Annotated in this window: 21 protein-coding genes; 14 read left to right on the top strand and 7 right to left on the bottom strand. The window is 69.4% G+C overall.

The annotated features are described in order from the left end of the window. Positions 1-202 precede the first annotated feature (202 nt). Together epsC and cysK are read left to right on the top strand one after the other, a co-directional pair. Positions 203-1,048: a serine O-acetyltransferase EpsC gene (gene epsC / locus D7V88_RS17045; protein ID WP_120541703.1), complete on the top strand. Its 846-nt coding sequence runs from the start codon at positions 203-205 to the stop codon at positions 1,046-1,048. Between the two features lie 40 nt (positions 1,049-1,088). Continuing rightward, positions 1,089-2,009, top strand: a complete 921-nt coding sequence (gene cysK, locus D7V88_RS17050) for a cysteine synthase A (protein WP_120541704.1) — start codon at positions 1,089-1,091, stop codon at positions 2,007-2,009. A gap of 42 nt (positions 2,010-2,051) precedes the next feature. On the opposite strand, the gene D7V88_RS17055 is transcribed toward cysK, so the two are convergent. The 4 genes from D7V88_RS17055 to D7V88_RS17070 all read right to left on the bottom strand — a co-directional run bounded on the left by D7V88_RS17055 (position 2,052) and on the right by D7V88_RS17070 (position 5,722). Beyond that, a complete protein-coding gene (locus tag D7V88_RS17055; RefSeq protein WP_120541705.1) occupies positions 2,052-3,191 on the bottom strand; it encodes an aminotransferase class V-fold PLP-dependent enzyme in 1,140 nt (379 codons plus the stop codon). Positions 3,192-3,272: 81 nt separating this feature from the next. Next, positions 3,273-4,010, bottom strand: coding sequence for a DUF5953 family protein (locus tag D7V88_RS17060; RefSeq protein WP_244238193.1), 738 nt, complete (start codon positions 4,008-4,010; stop codon positions 3,273-3,275). Positions 4,011-4,041: 31 nt separating this feature from the next. Beyond that, positions 4,042-4,944 (bottom strand): DUF6310 domain-containing protein, encoded by a 903-nt coding sequence (locus D7V88_RS17065; RefSeq protein ID WP_120541707.1) that lies wholly within the window; start codon positions 4,942-4,944, stop codon positions 4,042-4,044. Between the two features lie 127 nt (positions 4,945-5,071). Then, positions 5,072-5,722 (bottom strand): hypothetical protein, encoded by a 651-nt coding sequence (locus D7V88_RS17070; RefSeq protein ID WP_120541708.1) that lies wholly within the window; start codon positions 5,720-5,722, stop codon positions 5,072-5,074. A gap of 133 nt (positions 5,723-5,855) precedes the next feature. Here D7V88_RS17070 and D7V88_RS17075 point away from each other — a divergent pair, with 133 nt between their 5' ends. Then, complete coding sequence (locus D7V88_RS17075; RefSeq protein ID WP_120541709.1) at positions 5,856-6,572, top strand: TetR/AcrR family transcriptional regulator; 717 nt, start codon at positions 5,856-5,858, stop codon at positions 6,570-6,572. On the opposite strand, the gene D7V88_RS17080 is transcribed toward D7V88_RS17075, so the two are convergent. Then, complete coding sequence (locus D7V88_RS17080) at positions 6,531-7,505, bottom strand: LysR family transcriptional regulator (protein ID WP_120541710.1); 975 nt, start codon at positions 7,503-7,505, stop codon at positions 6,531-6,533. The genes D7V88_RS17075 and D7V88_RS17080 overlap by 42 nt on opposite strands. A 60-nt stretch (positions 7,506-7,565) precedes the next feature. Here D7V88_RS17080 and D7V88_RS17085 point away from each other — a divergent pair, with 60 nt between their 5' ends. The 7 genes from D7V88_RS17085 (at position 7,566) to D7V88_RS17115 (ending at position 14,868) form a co-directional block, all read left to right on the top strand. Beyond that, positions 7,566-8,804 carry an acyl-CoA dehydrogenase family protein gene (locus tag D7V88_RS17085; RefSeq protein WP_120541711.1) on the top strand — a complete coding sequence of 413 codons (1,239 nt, stop codon included), beginning with the start codon at positions 7,566-7,568 and terminating at the stop codon, positions 8,802-8,804. A 2-nt stretch (positions 8,805-8,806) separates the two neighbouring features. Next, complete coding sequence (locus D7V88_RS17090) at positions 8,807-9,880, top strand: phosphotransferase family protein (protein ID WP_120541712.1); 1,074 nt, start codon at positions 8,807-8,809, stop codon at positions 9,878-9,880. Beyond that, positions 9,880-10,572 carry a histidine phosphatase family protein gene (locus D7V88_RS17095; protein ID WP_120541713.1) on the top strand — a complete coding sequence of 231 codons (693 nt, stop codon included), beginning with the start codon at positions 9,880-9,882 and terminating at the stop codon, positions 10,570-10,572. The genes D7V88_RS17090 and D7V88_RS17095 overlap by 1 nt, the downstream gene beginning before the upstream one ends. Positions 10,573-10,599: 27 nt before the next feature. Beyond that, positions 10,600-11,889 (top strand): LamB/YcsF family protein, encoded by a 1,290-nt coding sequence (locus D7V88_RS17100; protein WP_120541714.1) that lies wholly within the window; start codon positions 10,600-10,602, stop codon positions 11,887-11,889. Beyond that, a complete protein-coding gene (locus D7V88_RS17105; protein ID WP_120541715.1) occupies positions 11,886-12,821 on the top strand; it encodes a 5-oxoprolinase subunit C family protein in 936 nt (311 codons plus the stop codon). Before D7V88_RS17100 ends, D7V88_RS17105 begins: the two co-directional genes overlap by 4 nt. Continuing rightward, positions 12,818-14,185, top strand: a complete 1,368-nt coding sequence (locus D7V88_RS17110; protein WP_120541716.1) for a hypothetical protein — start codon at positions 12,818-12,820, stop codon at positions 14,183-14,185. Before D7V88_RS17105 ends, D7V88_RS17110 begins: the two co-directional genes overlap by 4 nt. Positions 14,186-14,280: 95 nt before the next feature. After that, positions 14,281-14,868 (top strand): hypothetical protein, encoded by a 588-nt coding sequence (locus D7V88_RS17115; RefSeq protein WP_120541717.1) that lies wholly within the window; start codon positions 14,281-14,283, stop codon positions 14,866-14,868. 72 nt (positions 14,869-14,940) lie between these two features. Here D7V88_RS17115 and D7V88_RS17120 read toward each other — a convergent pair whose 3' ends face one another. Further along, the gene (locus D7V88_RS17120; protein ID WP_244238194.1) at positions 14,941-16,536 is read right to left on the bottom strand and encodes a sigma 54-interacting transcriptional regulator; all 1,596 of its coding nucleotides are present in this window, start codon (positions 16,534-16,536) and stop codon (positions 14,941-14,943) included. A gap of 229 nt (positions 16,537-16,765) precedes the next feature. Here D7V88_RS17120 and D7V88_RS17125 point away from each other — a divergent pair, with 229 nt between their 5' ends. From D7V88_RS17125 to D7V88_RS17140, 4 genes are all read left to right on the top strand, one after another. Continuing rightward, on the top strand, positions 16,766-17,320 hold the full coding sequence (locus tag D7V88_RS17125) for a peroxiredoxin (RefSeq protein ID WP_120541718.1): 555 nt from the start codon (positions 16,766-16,768) through the stop codon (positions 17,318-17,320). 6 nt (positions 17,321-17,326) lie between these two features. After that, positions 17,327-17,854: a carboxymuconolactone decarboxylase family protein gene (locus tag D7V88_RS17130; protein WP_120541719.1), complete on the top strand. Its 528-nt coding sequence runs from the start codon at positions 17,327-17,329 to the stop codon at positions 17,852-17,854. Positions 17,855-17,958: 104 nt separating this feature from the next. Next, complete coding sequence (gene dps, locus D7V88_RS17135; RefSeq protein ID WP_120533413.1) at positions 17,959-18,441, top strand: DNA starvation/stationary phase protection protein Dps; 483 nt, start codon at positions 17,959-17,961, stop codon at positions 18,439-18,441. A 46-nt stretch (positions 18,442-18,487) separates the two neighbouring features. Further along, complete coding sequence (locus D7V88_RS17140) at positions 18,488-19,756, top strand: pyridoxal phosphate-dependent aminotransferase (protein WP_120541720.1); 1,269 nt, start codon at positions 18,488-18,490, stop codon at positions 19,754-19,756. Positions 19,757-19,779: 23 nt separating this feature from the next. Here the strand turns inward: D7V88_RS17140 and D7V88_RS17145 are convergent, their stop codons facing one another. Further along, positions 19,780-20,472, bottom strand: a complete 693-nt coding sequence (locus tag D7V88_RS17145; protein ID WP_120541721.1) for an SIMPL domain-containing protein — start codon at positions 20,470-20,472, stop codon at positions 19,780-19,782. Positions 20,473-20,519 lie beyond the last annotated feature (47 nt).

Consider the following 20,519-nt stretch of genomic DNA (forward strand, 5'->3'; position numbering starts at 1 on the left):
CGCCAGGACGCACCGCGTCCCCCTCCCTGTTCCCCGGACGGCCGGGCTGCCGCGACGTTTTCCCGCCGTCGGCATCTGCGTTGGGAACCGGGCCGTTACGTCTCCGGACGGTGGAAAAAAGCCAATCCGCCTTCCATCAGCCGTTCGAGCGCCGGAAACAAAGAAAACGCCTTCCCAGCACGCTATCCTGACGCAACGCCCCATGGACGATCCGAACGCCCGACTGGTTGCCACCCTGCTGGAGGCGCGACAGCGCCACTGCTTCCCCCCGGACGTGCGCAAGGCCGCGCCCGAGTTCGTCGCGCAGGTGCTGGGGTTGCTCTTCCCGCACTTCGCGGAGCGGCTGGAGTGCAACGCCGCCGCGGTGCGACGGGACGTCACCGCCGTGGAGGCGAACCTCCAGCGCATCCAGGGGCTGCTCGCGCCGCACTACCCCAGCACCGACGCTGGCCTGTCCACGCACTTCATGGCGGGGCTGCCGGACATCTACGCCTGGCTCCAGCAGGACGCCCAGGCCATCTTCGAAGCGGACCCCGCCGCGCGCAGCGTGGACGAGGTGGTGCTCACCTACCCGGGCTTCTACGCCATCGCCATCTACCGGGTGGCGCACGCGCTGCACCAGTTGGGCTTCCCGCTGCTGCCGCGCCTGCTCACCGAGTACGCCCACCAACGCACCGGCGTGGACATCCACCCGGGGGCCACCATCGGGCGCAGGTTCGTCATCGACCACGGCACGGGTGTCGTCATTGGCGAGACGACGATGCTGGGCGACAACGTGAAGCTCTACCAGGGCGTCACGCTGGGCGCGCTGATGGTGGAGAAGGCCCTGGCGGACAAGAAGCGCCACCCGACCATCGAGGACGACGTGGTGGTGTACGCGAACGCCACCATCCTCGGAGGCGCGACGGTGGTGGGCCGGGGCAGCATCATCGCCGGCAACGCGTGGCTGACGCAGAGCGTGCCACCCCAGTCCGTCGTCACCCGTCGCAGCGAGGTGCGCGCGCGCCACGGCGACGAGGGCCTGGACGTCCTCGACTACCAGATTTGAGAACCCCCAACGCAGTGACCTTCCCCGCACAGGAGACGCCATGAAAGTCGACAGCATCCTGCAGACCATTGGCAACACGCCGCACGTGCGCATCAACCGCCTGTATCCCTCGCGCGTCACGGTGCACCTGAAGCTGGAGCGCGCCAACCCGGGCGGCAGCATCAAGGACCGCATCGGCCTGGCGATGATTGAAGACGCGGAGAAGAAGGGCCTCCTCAAGGAGGGCAGCGTCATCATCGAGCCCACCAGCGGCAACACCGGCATCGGCCTCGCGATGGTGGCCGCGGTGAAGGGCTACAAGCTCATCCTGGTGATGCCGGAGTCCATGAGCATCGAGCGCCGTCGCGTGCTGGCCGCCTACGGCGCCACCTTCGATTTGACGGAGCGCGCCAAGGGCATGAAGGGCGCCATCGCCCGCGCCACGGAGCTGGTCGCGCAGACGCCCAACGCGTGGATGCCGCAGCAGTTCGAGAACGAGTCCAACATCGAGGTCCACAAGCGCACCACCGCGCAGGAGATCCTCAACGACTTCCCGGACGGGCTGGACTACCTCATCACGGGCGTGGGCACCGGCGGCCACATCACCGCGTGCGCGGAGGTCCTCAAGGCGAAGTGGCCCAAGCTGAAGGTGTTCGCGGTGGAGCCCGCCAAGTCCCCTGTCATCAGCGGCGGCGCTCCGGGGCCCCACCCCATCCAGGGCATCGGCGCGGGCTTCATCCCCAAGAACCTGCACGTGGATGCCATCGACGGCACCATCCAGGTGGATGAGAAGGATGCCTTCGAGTTCGCCCGCCGCTCCGCGCGCGAGGAAGGCATCTTCGTCGGTGTGTCCTCCGGCGCCTCGCTGTCCGCGGTGAACCAGAAGCTCGCGGAGATGCCGGACGGCAGCCGCGTGCTGGCCTTCTGCTACGACACCGGCGAGCGCTACCTGTCCGTGGAGAACCTCTTCCCGGCGCAGTAGTCCGCGCCGTGTGAAGGTCCGGGTGCGGGCGCTCGACAGGCCTCACCCGGGCCGGTACGCGCGCACCAGTTCCACCAGCCGGTCCATCTCCGCGTGCGTGTTGTAGAAGTGCGGCGACAGGCGGATGCGCCCCCGCCGCACGGAGTGGGCCACCTTGCGCTCGGACAGGAACGCGCTGAGCGCACGGACGCTGGCGCCTGGAGGCAGGAAGGTGAGGATGCCCGCCCGGTCTTCCGGCGAGGGCCCCACCTCGCAGCCCAGGTCGCGCAAGCCCGAGTCCAGCCGCGCCAGGAGTTCACCAATCCGCGCGCCGATGGCATCCGTCCCCACCTCCAGCAGCAGCTCCAGCGCGGCGCCCATCGCGTAGATGCCGGGGTACGCGGCGCTGCCCTCCTCGAACTTCGCGGCGTCCGGGCGCAGCTCGAAGTGGGAGCGGTTGAAGTTCCACGCATCGGTGGTGCTCCTCCAGCCGACGAGCGCGGGGCGCACGCGTGGGAGCACGTCCTTCGCCACGTACAGGAACCCGATGCCGGAGATGCCGAGCATCCACTTGTGGCTGTCCGCGCTGAGGAAGTGGATGCGGCTCTTCTTCACATCCACCGGGATGCAGCCCACGCTCTGGATGCCATCCACGCACAGGAGCACGCCCGCGCGTTCACACAGCACGCCTAGGGCATCCAGGTCCGTGCGGTGCCCGGTGGCGAACTGCACCGACGACACCGCCACCAGCTTCGTGCGCGGGGTGAGCACCGCCGCCACGGCTTCGGGGGTCACGCCCCCGTTCGGCGTGGCGATTTCGCGGACCTCCACGCCCCGGTCCTTGAGATGCAGCCAGGGGTAGACGTTGGAGGGGTATTCGAGGCTCGTGGCGACGGCGACCTCATCCCCCGGCTTCCAGTCCAGGCCTTCCGCCACCAGCCCCAGTCCGTGACTGGTGTTGCGCACGAAGGCCACTTCTTCCGGCGAGGCTCCGATGATGCGCGCGGCGAGTCCCCGCACGTGCTCGCTGTGGGCCTCCCAGCCGCGCTCGTGGAGGATGCCGTGGTGAACCAGGTCGTCCATCCACCCCTTCACCGCGGAGGCCGCGCGCAGGCTGGTGGGCGCGACGCCCGCGTGGTTGAGGTAGAGCTGTTCGCCCAGGACGGGGAACTCGGCGCGGTAGGACTCGAACGGGTGGCTCATGGCCCTGGAGTGTAGCCATACGCCCTGAATCGCGGACGGGTGCGTGGGGACGAGTGTGCACTCCGTGGACTGCAAACCCGCTCAAGGCGTTGAGCGTCCACCTATCTCCGGAAAGCGCTCGTAGGCGCGCATGAGCGCGGCCAGGTGGGCGGGATTGTCGAGGTCGAGCGGTGCCTCCGTGAGTTGGACGACCCACCCGCCCGTCGCGGTGCGCCGTGACCGTGAAAGCAACTCAGAGTCACGGGCGGAATCGGGGAAGCCGATGGCCTGTGCGGCAGCTTCCGACCAGTAGTTCATCCAGCCTAGACGTTGCGGAATCTCCGGCAGGCGAAGCTCCTCTGGGAGATTGAGCGTCGGCAGCCCCCGTGGCGGAACACCCGGCTTGCGCACCGGATGACGTGTCTGTCGCGAGATCTCCACCCCCGCGTTGAACGGCGTCGCGTGCCCCCAGAATGCGCGGGCGCCCTCTGCGATGGCCTCCAGAACATCCGCCGCTATCGCTGCGATGCCTGGCGTAGCGAGAGGCAGGCTCACATGAATCTCAAACTGTGGTTGTCCTCCCGGGGAACTGGCCGAGGACTTTTCCCACCCGGAAATCGTCACAGGGTAGCTCTCATCGCCGTTGCAGAGGAGCGGTAATCCCGGCTCATCCGTTTGCCCATCAGCAACCCAGGCATCGCGTTGCGGCAAGGGAATGGGCTTTCCCTCGTCAGAGATCCTCCAGTCCAGGCGCAGGCCAGGCAGTGCGCGTTCCATTCCATGAACAGCGGCCAAGGGTCGACCCGCATTACCCGCGTTAGCAGGCCCGTAGACGATCATGCCAAGTTGACTCGGATGTGTTGCTGGCATCTCAGCACCAATCCATCACAACGACTTCGAAGGTGACATCCGCGAACTCCAGTGCGGCTTTATGCGCGGCGCTGCGCACGCCGACCCGAAAATCAAATCCGCAGGCACTGGCGAGATTCTTTTCTCGTTGCAATTCGAGCACCTGTTTCTTGACCGCCTGATCATTGAGGAAGAGAGAGTACGTCTCGAAATTATCGGTCTTGACCTCCCACAGCACTCGCGCGCGCACTTGCAATGCGTCGAAGCGCTTCCCGTTGACGAGCACGTCCGAGCCCGGGAAGCCATTTCGGGGCACCCTGTCGGCGCACATGTTGTGCAGGGCATCGCCGCCCAGATGCGGCACGGACTGGGGAGTGCAATCAAGGCTGCGCTCACGTTCCACCATTGAAGGTGGCGCTGGGGGCATCAAGTCCTGTCCTGATGGCTCCGGCTTTCGCTTCGCCAGGGACTGCTCATGCAGGGTGGGCCACTTTTGAAGCGCGGGGCGCGTGCGCTCACGGGTTGCCCTCCGCTCATAGGCATCCCACTCCTCCTGGATGGCGATCGCCACCACCACCACGCCCGTGATGATCACCGCGCCCACCACGATCTCCGGTGCCGCCAGGACGCAGATTCCAAAGCCCAGGGTTGCCGCCCCAGCGGAGGCGACCGTGCATCTTCCCGTGGAGTCCCGAAACCAGATCCGCTCAGCGTCGAGTACATGAAAGCATCGCTCCACGAGAACGGGCCACGCGTTGGAGGCCTCTCGCACCACGCAGCGTCCGTCATCCGCCCACGGCAGCGCCGCCGCTCGCTGAAGGTTGGCGAGCGTCGGGTTCGAAGCCACGGACTCTTTCGGGCCCGGCTCCGTCGTCGCACAGGCCGCGAGAAGGAGCAGCAGTGCGAGACAGGTGCTGCGCAGCATGGCGACGTCCAGACGTGAGGGCGTTTCTGCCCGGCACACCCGACAATGGACGTGCGCGAAGACGCGCGTGAGTCTGGCGGCACTCCTCCTATCGCGCCAGGGTCAACCTTCCAACGGCGGACCGCGGCTACAGGACGACCAGCAGGCCCAGCGACGCGATGGGGTACACCGTGCGCAGGCCCAGGTTGCCCGTGCTCACCTGGAGCGTGCGCACGTCGGTGAACGTGAAGCCCGGACCCGCGCGCGCCGACAGGCCCACGCGTCCGGTGCCCGGCCGCCACATCACGCCCAGCGTCGGCTCCAGGAACGCCGTCGTCGTGTATTCCTTCGTGTCCGGCGACGTGACGGTGGCCCGCGCGATGAACTCCTCGTAACCCACCGCCATCCCCAGGAACGGCCGCACCGTGCCGTCCGCCAGGAAGGCCAGCGTGTAGCGGCCATCCACGCCCACGCCGAAGTTCAGCTTCACGTCGCCGCCCTGCACGCCCGTGAAGCGCGCCTTCGCGCCCAGCGACCGGTTCCACCCGCCCGCGCGCCCCATCAGGCCGAACGCCAGCCGCGCGTCCTTCGACGCCGCCACCTCCGCCCGCACCCCGTAGAGCGAACCGTCCAGCGCGGGCGGCTGAAGCTCCAAAAGGAACGCCCCGCGCCGCTGCTGCTCCTGCCCCGTCGACGAGCGGCCCACGTCCTGCGCCAGCGCCGGCACCGACAGCAACGACACACCCACCGCCACCGCCGCCTTCACCCACCGCATCGACCGCTTGGACTCGACTCGCATGGACCGTCTCCCTCGGTTTAGCCGGACGACTAATTTAGTTACACGACTAACTAAGATTGCCAACGCAGGATGTCAAGCCACCGGCCGTTCGTCCGCTCTTGCGGGGTGGGAGGCCGTGCCCTATGGATTTGGGATGCCTCCCAATCGCCGTGGCAAACAGGCCCAGCCCGCCGAACCGGAGCCCGATGCCCGGGCCCGCCTCATCACCGCGGGCCGCCGCGTCCTGGCGGAGCGGGGCTACGACGCCACGACGGTGAAGGAGGTGGCGAAGGAGGCGGGGGTGAACCAGGGGCTGGTGCACTACTACTTCGGCAGCAAGGACGCGCTGCTCCTGGCCGTCACGCAGGAGGCCAGCCAGCAGTACATGACGGAGTTGCAGCGGCTGCGTGCGCAGACCCCGGTGGAAGCGCTGGCGGAGACCGCCTTCGCCTGGGGCGAGAAGCTGGCCACGGACGCGCCGGACAGTTGCCGGCTGCGCTACGAGCTGTTCGCGCTGGGCCTGCGCAACCGGGAGCTGACGCCCGCCGTCGCGCAGTTGCTGCGCCAGGGGGACACGGAGATCGCCCGCACGGTGGCGCACTACCGCGTCGGCCACGAGGCAGCCCCCGCCGCCGAGGACCTGCACTACGCCATCATCATCAAGGCGTGCGTGGATGGGCTCGCGCTGCATCACCAGCTCGACAAGACCTTCGACCCGCTGCCGGTGTACGCGCTCCTGCGCCGCATCATGCTCGCGAGCATCGAACCGTCGGCGGCCCCCCGTCCGCCCGCGCGCAAGTCCCGGGCCCAGGGCCGGCGTGGGACACCGTCACCTCGCGTTCGCCGGACTCCGCGCACGCCCCGCCGCTGAGCGCGACTTCCGAACGGGACGCACCACCTCCCCGCTCAGCGCGAGCAACTCCGCTCGCAGCCAGCGGCTCTTCGGGTCCTCGTCCACCTGGCGGTGCCAGTACAGGTGCAGGTCCACGGGCGGCAGCGCCAGCGGCACGGGCAGCAGGTGGTTGCCGAGCCCCACGTTGAGTCCTTCCGCGTGGCGCCGGGGCATGGTGAGCAGCAGCTCCGAACCGGCGACGATGCGGCAGGCGGCCTCGTAGTGCTGGCAGCGCACGGCCACGTCACGCTGATGGCCCAGGCGGCCCAGCACCAGGTCTTCAAAAGGCAGCCCGGTGCGCCGGGAGGACACGGCGACGTGGCGCGAGGACAGGTACGCGGCCGGGGACAGTTTGCGGCGCCGGGCCGCCACCACGCACAGCTCGTCCCGCAGGAGCACCGCGTGCCGCAGGTCCGGCCCGGTGGGCTGTGCCACGTCGATGGCCAGATCCAGCCGCCCCGACGCGAGGTCGCGCTCCAGCCCTGTGCGCTCCAACCGCACGCTGGTGACGCGGGCTTCGGGGGCACGGCCGCGCAGGTACTCCACCCACGCGGGCAGGAGCGACGGCTCCAGCACGTCGTTCATCGCCAGGGCCACGTGGAGCACGTCGCGCGCGGGTTCGAAGTGCCGGGTGCGGTGCACCGCCTGCTGGAGGAGCGCGAGCGCGTCCTGGATGCCGGGCGCCAGTCGCTCGGCCAGCGCCGTGGGCGCCACGCCCCTGCCCTCCCGGACGAAGAGCGGCTCGCCCAACTGTTCGCGCAGACGGGCCAGCGCGTGGCTCACGGCGGACGGACTCAGGAACAGCACCTCCGCGGCCCGCGCCAGGTTGCGCTCGCGCAGCACCACGTCGAACACGCGGAAGAGGTTGAGGTCGAGCGCCGGGCGGACCGCTGAATCCTGAACGGGGTTCATGAGAACACATGACCAACATTCAGTGGCTTCATCAACCCGGCGGGGCGCAGGATGCCCCGCATGGACTTCCAACCCTCCGCCAGGACGACCGAATACCTGGAGCGCATGCAGCGCTTCATGCGCGAGCACATCGAGCCAGCGGAGGGCGCCTACATGCAGGCCCTGCACGCGATGGAGGCCGGCGGGGACTGGCGCCAGTGGAAGGTGCCGCCCGTGATGGTGGAGCTCAAGGCGAGAGCGAAGGCGGAAGGGCTGTGGAACCTCTTCCTCCCGGACGCGAAGCTGGGCGCGGGGCTGAGCACGCTGGAGTACGCACTGCTCGCGGAGCAGACGGGCCGCAGCCTCATGGCCCCGGAGGTCTTCAATTGCAGCGCCCCCGACACCGGCAACATGGAGGTGCTCTGGCGCTACGGCTCCCCGGAGCAGCAGGAGCAGTGGTTGAAGCCGCTGCTCGCGGGCGACATCCGCTCCGTGTTCTGCATGACGGAGCCGGACGCCGCGTCGTCGGACGCCACCAACATGCAGGCCACCGCCGTGCTGGACGGCGACGACGTGGTCCTCAACGGCAAGAAGTGGTGGTCCAGCGGCCTGGGACACCCCAACGCGAAGGTCGCCATCTTCATGGGCCGCACGCCGGAGACGGGCGCGGACCGCCACCACCAGCACTCCATGGTGCTCGTCCCCATGGACGCGCCGGGCGTGGAGATCATCCGCATGCTGCCGGTGTACGGGGACCATGACGCCCCGCACGGCCACGGCGAGGTGCACTTCCACGACGTGCGGCTGCCGCGCTCCGCCCTCATCTCCGGGCCGGGCATGGGCTTTGAAATCGCGCAGGGCCGACTGGGGCCGGGCCGCATCCACCACTGCATGCGCTGCATCGGCGCGGCGGAGCGGGCCCTGGAGCTGATGATCGACCGGGGCATGGGCCGCAGCGCGTTCGGCAAACCGCTGCTCAACCTGGGCGGCAACCGCGAGCGCGTGGCGGAGGCGCGCATCGCCATCGATCAGGCCCGCCTGCTCACGCTGTACGCGGCGTGGAAGCTGGACGACGTGGGCGCGATGGGGGCGATGACGGAGATCTCCGCCATCAAGGTCGTGGCGCCCAACGTGCTCCAGAAGGTGGTGGACGACGCCATCCAACTGCACGGCGGCGCGGGCGTGTCGCGCGACACGCCGCTCGCGGCCTTCTTCGCCCAGGCGCGCAGCCTGCGCATCGCGGACGGCCCGGACGAGGTGCACAAGGGCGTCATCACCCGCATCGAGCTCGCGAAGCGCGGCTTCTCCCGGGGGAGCTGACCATGGCGGCATCCGTCCCCCTGGATGAAGGCAAGGCCGTCCGCTCCGGTGAAGCGCTGGACGTGCCCGCCGTGGATGCGTGGCTCAAGGCCCTGGTGCCGTCGCTCGTGGGCACGCCGGAAGTCACCCAGTACACGGGCGGCGCGTCCAACTGGACCTACCGACTGAAGTACGAGAACCGCGACCTCATCCTGCGCAGGCCGCCCGCGGGCACCAAGGCGAAGTCCGCACACGACATGTCGCGCGAGTACACGGTGCAGCAGGCGCTCAAGCCCGCGTACCCGGTGGTGCCCACGATGGTGGGCCTGTGCCAGGACCCGGCCGTGCTGGGCGCGGAGTTCTACGTGATGGAGCGCATCCCCGGCCTCATCCCGCGCAAGCACCTGCCCCGGGGACTCACCCTGGACAAGACCCAGACGCGCCAGTTGTGCCTCAACGTCATCGACAAGCTCATCGCACTGCACGGCGTGGATGCGCAGGCGGCAGGGCTCACGTCGCTGGGCAAGGGGCCCGGCTATCCGCAGCGACAGATTTCCGGCTGGTCCGACCGCTACGAGAAGGCGCGCACCTGGAACGTGCCGCGGATGAAGTACGTGCGCGACTGGCTCGCGGCGAACGTGCCGCAGGACATCGCCACGTGCGTCATCCACAACGACTGGCGCTTCGACAACGTGGTGCTCAGTCCGGAGAACCCCACGGAGGTCATCGGGGTGCTCGACTGGGAGATGGCCACGCTGGGCGACCCGCTGATGGACCTGGGCAACACGCTGGCCTACTGGGTCCACGCGGATGACAACCTCATCCTGCGCACCACGCGCCGGCAACCCACCGACCTGCCCGGCATGCTGCGGCGCGAAGAGGTGGTGGCCTACTACCTGGAGCGCACCGGCCTGAAGCCCGCCAACTGGACCTTCTACGAGGTCTACGGCGTGTTCCGGCTCGCGGTCATCGTCCAGCAGATCTACTACCGCTATCACCACAAGCAGACGCGCAACCCGTCGTTCAAGAACTACTGGCTCCTCGCGAACTACATGGCGTTCCGCTGCCGGCAGCTCATCAAGAAGGCGGGCGGCTGATGGGCGTCATCTATCTGATCCGCCATGGTCAGGCGTCCTTCGGCGCGGCGGACTACGACAAGTTGTCGGACGTCGGCCAGGAGCAGGCCCGCGTGCTGGGGGCATCCCTGCGCTCACGCCTGCCGAAGCTGGACGCGGTGGTGACGGGCACGATGCTGCGTCACCGGGAGACGGCGGACGGTTGCCTCCAACTGCTCGGGCTGCCGGTGGAGCCCCGGCGGGTGGCGGGCTTCAACGAGTTCGACCACGAGGAGGTCGTGGAGCGGCACACGCCGCGCTACGCGGACCACGCCGTGCTGCGCGAGGAGATGGTCGCCGCGAAGGATCCACGCCGCGCCTACCAGGAGCTGTTCACCCAGGCCGTCGCGCGCTGGGTCGCGGGGGGACACGACGGCGAGTACAAGGAGTCCTGGTCCGCCTTCAAAGCGCGCTGCCTGGAGGCGATGGATGCGTTGATTGCGTCGCTGGGGGCGTCGAAGACGGCGCTGGTGTTCACTTCCGGCGGGCCCATCACCGCCGTCAGCCAGGACCTGCTGGGCATCCCGGATGCGCATGCGTTCCGGACGAACTGGACGCTCGCCAACTGTGGCGTCACCAAGGTCATCTACAGCGAGCGGGGCCGCTATCTGTCCACCCTCAACGAACACGGCCACTTCGAGGGCGAGCACCGGGCGCTCATCACCTACCGCTGACGGGCAGGGCTCGCGTAGCGTGGGCCCATGACGCGGTGCCTGCTCAACATCGACCTGGGGGAGCTGCCCGGGGAGGACGAACAGCTCTACGCGCTCGCCCACCTGGCGAACATCGCCTGCGGCGGGCACGCGGGCGATGCGGACTCCATGCGGCGGGCCCTGGAGCTGTGCGAGCGCCATGGCACCCTGGCGGGCGCGCATCCGTCCTACGTGGACCGCGAGGGCTTCGGACGCAAGGCCCAGGACGTGGCGCCGGAGGTGCTGCGCGCGCAGGTGGCGGAACAGTGCGCGCGGTTGGCCTCGCTGGCCCGTGAGCACGGGGTGCCGGTGCGGCATGCGAAGCCCCATGGGGCGCTGTACCACTCGGCCAACAAGTCCCCCGAGCTTGCGCGGGCGGTGGTGGACGGTGTGGTGGAGGCGCTGGGAACGGACGTCACGTTCGTGGGGCCCGGCTCGGGTGCGCTGAGGGATGCGGCGCGGGCGGCGGGGATTGGGTATGCGCGAGAGGGCTTCGCGGACCGGGGCACGCTTCCGGATGGTTCGCTGATTCCACGCGGCCAACCCGGAGCGGTGCTGACGAACGTGGCGTTGGCCCGTGAGAACACGGTGCGACTGGCCACGGGCGGCACCGTGGACACGCTGTGCGTGCACGGGGACACGCCGGGGGCGGTGGTGCTGGCCCGCGAGGTCCGCGCGATGCTGGAGGCGCTGGAGCATCCTCCAGAGCCGCTGGGGGACAGCGCGCTGCGGCTGGTGCTGCCGGAGGCGGTGGACCGACGACAGGCACGCGAGGCCCTGTGCGCGCTGCCGGGCGTGGTCGATGCGGTCATCACCGAGTCCCATGCCTGTGTGTACTTCGATCCGGCGACGCCGCCTGAGTCTCCCGCGCTCGTACTGACGCGGCTTCGCGTGATGCCAGTGACTCCGGTGGAGCGGCCCCTCCTGCGCATCCGCGTTCGCTACGACGGCGAGGACCTGCCGAAGGTGGCCGCGCACGCGGGCCTGTCGGTGGAGGAGGTGGTGCGCCGTCACACGGCCCGCGAGTACACGGTGCGCTGCGTGGGGTTCCTGCCGGGCTTCGCGTACCTGGGGGATGTGGATCCGAGCATCGCCTGTCCCCGGCTGGCCACGCCACGCACACGGGTGCCGGCGCTCGCGGTGGGCATCGCCGGGGAACGCACGGGTGTGTATCCCTTCGCCTCGCCCGGCGGATGGAACCTCGTGGGCACCGCGCTGGACTTCACCGCGTTCGACCCGACACACGGCGCGGTGATGCAGTTGGGCGACCGCGTGCGCTTCGAACGGGAGGACGCGTGACGGCCTCGGTGGAAGTCATCGGCCTGGGTGCGCCCGTGATGGTGCAGGACGGTGGCCGACCGGGACACATGCACCACGGCGTTCCTCCGGGCGGAGCGTGGGTTCCGGAGCTGCTCGTCGCGGCGAACCGCTCGGTGGGCAATGCCTGGAACGCCGCGGCGCTGGAAGCCTACGGACGCCTGGAGCTTCGTGCGCAGGGCCGTGACGTGCGCGTGTCCGTGGATGGAGAAGCCGCGCGTCTGCTCGCGGACGGCGACACGCTCACGGTGCCCGCGCCCACCCGGTATGCCGTGCGCTACGTCGCCGTGGACGGAGCCTTCGCGGTCCCCGAGGTCCTGGGCGGGCGCGGCACGTTGAACGTGGCCCGGCTGGGAGGATGGGAGGGCCGCCCTCTGCGCAAGGGGGACCGGCTCCCGCTGGGCCCGCCGGTCCCGTCGGCGGTCTTCGCGCAAGGTCCTTCCGAAGCGGACCTCCAGCACCTCGCGCAAGCCCTGGACCCCACCGCCCCCATCCGGGTGCTGCCAGGCCCGGACGCCGCGCGCTTCGGTGACGCGGCCGTGGCGGTGCTCCTGGGCAGCAGCTTCACCGTGTCGCCCTCCAGCGACCGCGTGGGACAGCGGCTGGACGGACCACCCGTGCCCCATGGAGATGAAGGCACGGGCACCTCGCGGCCCATGGTGCGCGGTGCCCTTCAGGTCACCCTTTCGGGAACGCCCATCGTGCTGGGTCCAGACCATCCGACCACCGGAGGCTACCCGCTCATCGCCGTCGTCATCCGCGCGGACTGGGGCCGCCTGGGTGCCCGCCGGGCCGGGGCGCCCGTGCGCTTCCAGGCGGTCTCCGTCGAGGAGACCCGGAGGGTCTGGAGCACCCACCCCGCCCGTCCTACCCAGGCAACTTCGGGGGCTTCCGGGGCGATACTGGGAGCATGAGTCCTCCGAAGATCGGCCCTCGCGCCCCGTCCACGACCCGCCTGCCGGAGCCGGCCCTCCCGCCGCGCCCACGCAACGAGGTCAAGCCCGAGCCGCGCGACCGCCAGGGGGCCTCCCTCTTCGAGTCCCCGAAGGCCCGCAAGGCCCCGGTGGCGCTGTCCACGCCGGCCGCTGGCCCCCAGTCGGGTCCCCGGCCCACGCCGGGCACCTACCCCACCGCCGCGGACGTGGCGAACATCGCCTCGATGACGGACCCGGTGGAGCGCAACCTGGCCATCACCCAGGGCTACCACGACCTGTCCGACGCGATGGGCACCCTGCTGGGCAAGGAGAACGCCAACTGGTCCACGTACGCCACCTGGGCCTCGAAGCAGGCCGGCGTGAGCATCCGCCAGGAGGACATGCCGAAGGCGTTCGTGGACATCCTCCAGGGCGGCGGCGCGGTCGGTGAAGCGATGTCCCGCGTGGACGACCTGCTGCGCAACCTGGGGCTGCCCGCCCTGCCCACCGGCGACCTCCTCAAGGCGGGCGCGGATGCGCTCAACAACGTCAGCAAGGCCATCGCCGACGGCAACCAGTTCGTCTTCCAGGAGGTGGGCCACGAGTTCGCCCGCTTCGTGGAGACCTTCCAGGGCGACACCCAGCTGGACCCCGCCAAGCTCCAGAAGTACCTGGACGGCTTCCCCCCGGACAAGGCGCTCTTGAAGGACGCCTTCGGCAACTACGCGCAGGCCATGTTCGAGAAGGATCCGAACAAGAAGGCCGAGCTGATGCTGCTGGCCAACGACACCGTCGGCCTGCACGAGCAGACGCAGCTCCAGTCGTACGTGGAGAAGGCGCTCAACTCGCCGGTGAAGGACATCTTCCGCGGCATCCTGGACAAGAGCATCGAGGCGGGCGCCAACGCGCTGCCCTTCCCCGCGAACCTCGCCGCCAAGGCGGCCATCAAGTCGGGCGCGGTGGACCTGGTCCTCAACCCGCTGGTGGACAAGCTGGCGGACGTGTTCCGGGGCATCGCCACCGAGCACATGATGAAGCTCGCCGTCCCGGGCGAAGCGCTGAAGCTGGGCAACGACCTGCCGCCGCCCGCGGGCATGGAAGACACGCTCTTCCCGCCGCACCTGCGCAGCATCGAGAACCCCACGCTGCGCGAGCTGCTCGGCCGCATGGACTCCTCGCCCGACAGCCTCAAGGGCACGGGCGCGAAGGACTGGAGCCAGTTGGATCAACGGATGAACTACATCGTGGACCTCTTCCGCACGCGCCAGTCGGATCCGCACCTGTTCGACCAGCCCTTCGGCAAGGAGGCCCACTACCCCGTGGCGCCCTCCGCGCCGCGCCCGGCCGCACTCGGGGTGTCGTAGGCCCCGGTCGCACCCCGCTGGGGAGTCATTCCTTTTGAATGCGCGGCGCCCTGCCCCGTCCATCAGGGCAGACACGCTCTTGAAGGAGACACCCCATGGCGAAGTGGCTGCTGGCAACGATGGCGCTTTCCCTCCCGGCCCTGGCCCACGCAGACGACTTCCGCAGGCCCACCGAGCAGGGCCAGAACCGGCAGGAGCTGCGACAGAACCAGCGCGAGACCCGGGATGATCACCAGGACCTGCGGCAGGTGGAGTCGCTGCTCGCCCGGTACGATTCGGCCCGCGGCCGCACCGCGCGGCGCGACCTGCAGCAGGTGGAGCAGGAGCTGCGGAACTACATCGCGTCGGAGCTGAACGAATCCCACCGCGAGCTGGCCCAGGACCAGCGCGAGGTGCGCTCCAGCACCCGCGAGGTGCGCTACGACGGCAACCGCCACGACGACCGCAAGGACCGCCGCGACGACGTGCGCGACGCCCGCCAGGAGTCCCGCGCCCTGCAGCAGACGCGCAACATCGCCCAGCAGCTCGACGGGCTCTACGGCCGCATGGACAGCGGCAGCGTGGCGCGCAAGCGCATGCTGCTGGCGGACCTGGTGCAACTGGCGCGCTCCGAGCAGGGCCAGAACCGCCAGGAGATGCGCGAGGACCGCCGTGAGGCCCGCGAGGACGGCCGCAGGTACTAAAGCCAGCAAGGGGCACGGGCCGGAGAGTTTCCGACCCGCGCCTCCGTCACCGGAGCCGCGTGACGTCGCCCGTCACGCCTCCTCGGCCGTGAAGCCCTCCAGCCGCGCGATGCCCAGCTTCTTCATCCGGCTCTGCAGCGTGGACGGCTTGAGCCCCAGCAGCGCCGCCGCGCCGCCATCGCCGTAGACGCGGCCCCGGGTCAACGTCAGCACCCGCAGGATGTGCTCGCGCTGCACCGCCGCCAGCGTCGCCACCGGAGCACCGGAGGGCAGCGCCGCCGGAGCTTCCATCGAAGTCCCCTGCACCGCCACGGGCCCCCGTCCCACCGGCAGGTCGAACGCATTCGCCGCCAGCTCCTGTCCCTGCGTCAGGATGGTGGCGCGCTCCAAGGCATTCGCCAGCTCGCGCAGGTTGCCCGGCCAGTCATACGCCGCCAGCCGCCCCAGCCCCGAAGCCGTCACCCGCATCCCGCGCCGGCCAATGCGCCGCGCCTGCTCCTCCAACAGGAACACCGTGAGCTGCGGCAGGTCCTCGCGCCGCTCGCGCAACGGCGGCAGGCGCAGCGGGAACACGCTCAAGCGATAGAACAGGTCCTCGCGGAAGCGCTTCTGGGCAATCGCCTGGTGCAGGTCCACGTGCGTGGCCGCCAGGATGCGCACGTCCGCCTTCACCGTCTTGTCGCTGCCCACCGGCTCGAACGCCTTCTCCTGGAGCGCGCGCAACAGCTTCGCCTGCAGCTCCACCGGCAGCTCGCCAATCTCATCCAGGAGCAGCGTGCCCCCGTTCGCCATCTGGAAGCGGCCGGCCCGGTCGCGGTTCGCCCCGGTGAAGGCGCCCTTCACGTGGCCGAACAGCTCACTCTCCAGCAGGCCCGCCGGAATCGCCGCGCAGTTGAGCGACACGAACGGTTGGTCGCGGCGCGAGCTCCAGCGGTGGATGGCGCGCGCCAGCCGCTCCTTGCCCGTGCCTGTCTCGCCCATGATGAGGACCGGCGTGTCCGTCTCCGCCACCTGCCGCGCCCGCCGTGACAGGTCCCGCATCACCGGGCTCAGCGACGTCTCCAGGATGCCTTCCGAGTCCGCACCCAACTGCGACTCCAGCAGCCTCGCGCGCTCGTGGTCCTGGCGGTGCAGCCGCTCCACCACCACCTGCTTCTCCGCGCCCTGGAGCGCCGTGGCGAGCATCTGCCCGTACACCTCCACCAGGTCCACCACCGGCTGCGCGTACGCGACGCACTCCGCGCGGTCCAACGTCAGCACGCCGTAGCAGCGCTCCCCCGCGCACAGCGGCACCACCATGCACGAGTGCCCCGCGGGCAGGTCCAACACCCCGTCGAACGGGTCTCCGTCCCCGTGCGCGTGGTCCTCTTCCGTGAACGCCCGCGCGCGGCGCGTCTCCAGCGCCTGCCGCAACGACGGGAAGTCCGACAACTGCAACGAGTGCTTGCGCACCGCCTGGTTCGCCAGCGGGCCGCGCGCCGCCACCGCCTCCAGCTTTCCCTCCTTCAGGAGGAACAGCGTGGCCAGGTCGAAGGGGACCACCCGGGTCAGCCAGTCCAGTCCCCGACGGAGAAGTTCCCCGACCCCCTCTTCGGTGGTTGCCAGCTCGACCAGCTCCCGAGCATCCTGCGTCACTTCCGGGTGGCGCCCCATCAGTTCATCCGGCATGTGTTACCGATAATAGCGCTCCACCGAAATTGCAGTGGCGACAGGCACCGGGATTTCGTTATTCACCTTCCCGGCAGCACCGCCCCGCCGGTGCCGATTCGAGGGTCTGAGGTAAAGACTTGGAATCACAGCAGTTGAGGCACTGGCACGGACGCTGCTTTACACCGTAGCAACCACAACCTCTGGGGTGGACCACGATGGCCCGCCCCCCATCCCAAGGAGTCGAACCATGCTGACCGTCGGCGACAAGCTTCCGAACTTCAAGCTGAAGGGCACCGTGAGCCTGGAGAAGAACAAGGAGTTCCAGGACATCACGAACGAGACCTACAAGGGCAAGTGGACCGTCCTGTTCGCGTGGCCGAAGGACTTCACGTTCATCTGCCCCACGGAGATCGCGGAGTTCGGCAAGCACAACAAGGACTTCAACGATCGCGACGCGGTCGTCCTCGGCCTGTCCACCGACAGCGAGTTCGTGCACCACGCGTGGCGCACGCACCACCCGGACCTGAAGAACCTGCCCTTCCCCATGCTGGCGGACATCAAGCGTGAGCTGTCCGGCGCGCTGGGCATCCTCCACAAGGAAGAGGGCGTGGCCCTGCGCGCCACGTTCATCGCGGACCCCGAGGGCATCATCCGCCACGTGTCCGTGAACGACCTGTCCGTGGGCCGCAACGTCAAGGAGACCGTCCGCACACTGGACGCGCTCCAGACGGACGAGCTGTGCCCGTGCAACTGGCAGAAGGGTGAGGAGACCCTCACCACGAAGCTCCAGAAGGCGGGGTAACCCACCATGGCCTCGCTCGAAGTCGTCCGCAGCGAACTCGCGGACGCCCACAAGGACACCCGTCTCAACCTCTCCGCCGTCCTGGAGAGCACGACCCTCACCCCGGAGCAGCGTTGGGGTACGGCCGTGGCATGCGCCTTCGCCGCTCGGAACGACCGGCTGAAGGAGGCGATGCTGAATGAGGCGAAGCAGGCGCTGGGTGAGAAGTCCGGGCCGGTCATCGAGGACGCGCGTGCTGCGGCCTCGCTGATGGCGATGAACAACGTCTACTACCGCTTCCGCCACATGATCGGGAAGGAGTCGTACTCGACGAAGCGGGCGGGACTGCGGATGAACCGGCTCGCGCAGGTGCTGACGAACAAGGTGGACTTCGAGCTGGTCTGCCTCGCGGTCAGCGCCATCAACGGCTGCGAGATGTGCATCCAGTCCCACGAGAAGGTCGTGCTGGACGGCGGCCTCACCGAGGAACACGTGCACGACGCGGTTCGCATCGCCAGCGTCATCCACGCGGCGGCGGTCGGCCTGGAGTCCTAAGAGGCCCGCTGCGCTTCGCGTGACATGAAGTTCCTGGCGCCCTCCGGTGGAGACACCGGGGGGCGCTTTCTTTCACCCCTCTCTTCGAAAGGAACGTGTCCCTCATGGCCCTCTACAAGAGCCCGAGTCCCCTCTCCGAGCAGGCCCGCACCGCCATCTCCGCCACCCTCAACGAGCGGCTGTCGGACGGGTTGGACCTGCACTCGCAGATCAAGGTCGCCCACTGGAACATCAAGGGCCCGCAGTTCGCCGCCCTGCACCCGCTGTTCGAAACCTTCGCGGTGAGCCTCGCCAACCACAACGACTCCATCGCGGAGCGCGCGGTGACGCTGGGCGGCCGGGCGTACGGCACCAGCCGTCACGTGGGGACGCACAGCCGCCTGCCTGAGTACCCGCAGGAGACCTCCCGCGACCTGGAGCACGTGAAGCTGCTGGCCGAGCGCATCGAGGTGTACCTGGCCGGCCTGCGCGACAGCCGCAAGCAGGTGGAGGGGCACCAGGACACGGACACGGTGGACCTGTTCACCGGCATCATCACCGAGTTCGAGAAGCACGCCTGGTTCCTGCGCGCGTCGCTGGAAGGCTGAAGCGGAAAGGCTGCACCGGAGCGGGGGGCGCGCTAGCGTGCCCCCTGTGAGCGAAAGCATCCCCCTGCATGCCTTCCGCACCGTGCCCCGCACGGGCGTCATCTTCGTCACCGCCGAGGCCACGCGCCGAGGCTACCGTCCCGGCGACCCGGACTGGTGCAACCTGGGCCAGGGTCAGCCGGAGACGGGCGACCTGCCCGGCGCCCCGCCCCGCGTGGGCCAGGTGACGGTGGACATGGCGGACCAGGAGTACGCGCCCGTCGCGGGCCTGTGGGAGGTGCGGGAGGCCATCGCCAGCCTCTACAACCGTCTCTACCGCAAGGGCCTGCCCAGCCAGTACAGCGCGGAGAACGTGTGCCTGTCCGGCGGTGGCCGCGCGGCCCTCACCCGCGCCGCGGCCAGCCTGGGCAGCGTGAACCTGGGCCACTTCCTGCCCGACTACACCGCGTACGAAGAGCTGCTGGACGTCTTCAAGGCATTCACCGCCATCCCCATCCTGCTGGAGGGCGAGCGCGGCTACGCCTTCACCCACGATGATTTGCGCCGCGAAATCCAGGGGCGCGGCCTGTCCGCCCTGCTCTTCTCCAACCCGTGCAACCCCACCGGCAAGCTGGTGCAGGGCGAGGAGCTGGCGCGGTGGGTGGGGGTCGCGCGCGAGCTGGAGTGCACGCTGCTCATCGACGAGTTCTATTCGCACTACATCTGGACGGGCCGCCCGGGCGTGCTGCCGGTGGAGAGCGCCGCGCGGTACGTGGAGGACGTGAACCGCGACCCGGTGGTGCTCTTCGACGGGCTCACCAAGAACTGGCGCTATCCGGGCTGGCGCATGACGTGGACGGTGGGGCCCAGGCAGGTCATCGACACGGTGTCGAGCGCGGGCAGCTTCCTGGACGGCGGCGGCAGCCGGCCCCTGCAGCGCGCGGCGATTCCGCTGCTCCAGGAGGACACGGTGGTGGCGGAGACGCGCGCCATCCACTCCACCTTCCGCGAGAAGCGCGACAAGTTCCATTCGCGCCTGGAGCGGCTGGGCATCCGCACGGACCGGGCGCCGGACGGGACGTTCTACGTCTGGGGCAACCTGTCCGGACTGCCCGCGCCGCTCAACGACGGCATGGCCTTCTTCCGCGCCGCGCTGGAACACAAGGTCATCACCGTGCCCGGTGAGTTCTTCGACGTGAACCCGGGCAAGCGCCGCGCCCGGGCCTCGCGCTTCCGCAGCTACGTACGCCTGTCCTTCGGCCCCTCGTGGGAGACGTTGGAGAAGGCGCTCCAGCGGCTGGAAGCGCTGGTGCTCCAGCACACGCCCGCGACCTGAAGCACGGGCAGGGCCGGCCCCGGTCAGGACTCCGGGGTCGGCACGCCGCGGAACTCCGCCGTGGCCATCACGTGCACCTTCTTGCGGTGCGACAGCGGGAAGCCCAGGGCCACGCGGCCCTTGAGGTAGTTGCCGCCGGAAGACAGGGACACCGAGGCGCCGTCGTCACCGGCGTTGTAGCCCCCGCGCCCGGTGGCGAAGAGGTGCGACTCCAGCGTCTTTTCGGAGAAGCGGTGCAGCCCCCCGAGCTTCACGCCCAGCCCGGCGGCCACGCGGCGGGCCTTCTTCACGGACTCGCGGGCCAGTTCCTCCAGCCAGTCCTGGCGGAACTCCAGCTCCCGCGAATAGCCCCACTTGAGCTCGCGCAGCGTCGCCTGCTTCATCGTGCTGAAGGCCGCGAGCACGTCCCCCAGCCGCTCCACCTGCTCCAGCCGGATGCGCAGCATGTACACCGCCGAGGACGAGCGCGTGAGCAGCCCTTCCGACATCTCCGCCTGCACCGACTGGAGGGTGAAGGCCGTGCGGGGCACGCCCAGCTCCTCCAGCGCGCGCACCAGCACCACCACCTCCCTCGCGTTGGTGAACGCCGCGTTGCCGGTGAAGAAGGCCGACGCCTTCACCTCCACCACCGCGTCCACGTGGTCCGCTTCCAGCTCGTGGTCGGCGGACAGCTCCACGACGATGATTCCCGATTCGGTCCCGGCCTGCTCCGACATGCGCCCCTCTTCGTGGGTGTGCGGCCCCACGCGTTTGGAAGGCCAGA

The organism is Corallococcus terminator, from assembly GCF_003611635.1.
Classification (GTDB): Bacteria; Myxococcota; Myxococcia; order Myxococcales; family Myxococcaceae; genus Corallococcus; species Corallococcus terminator.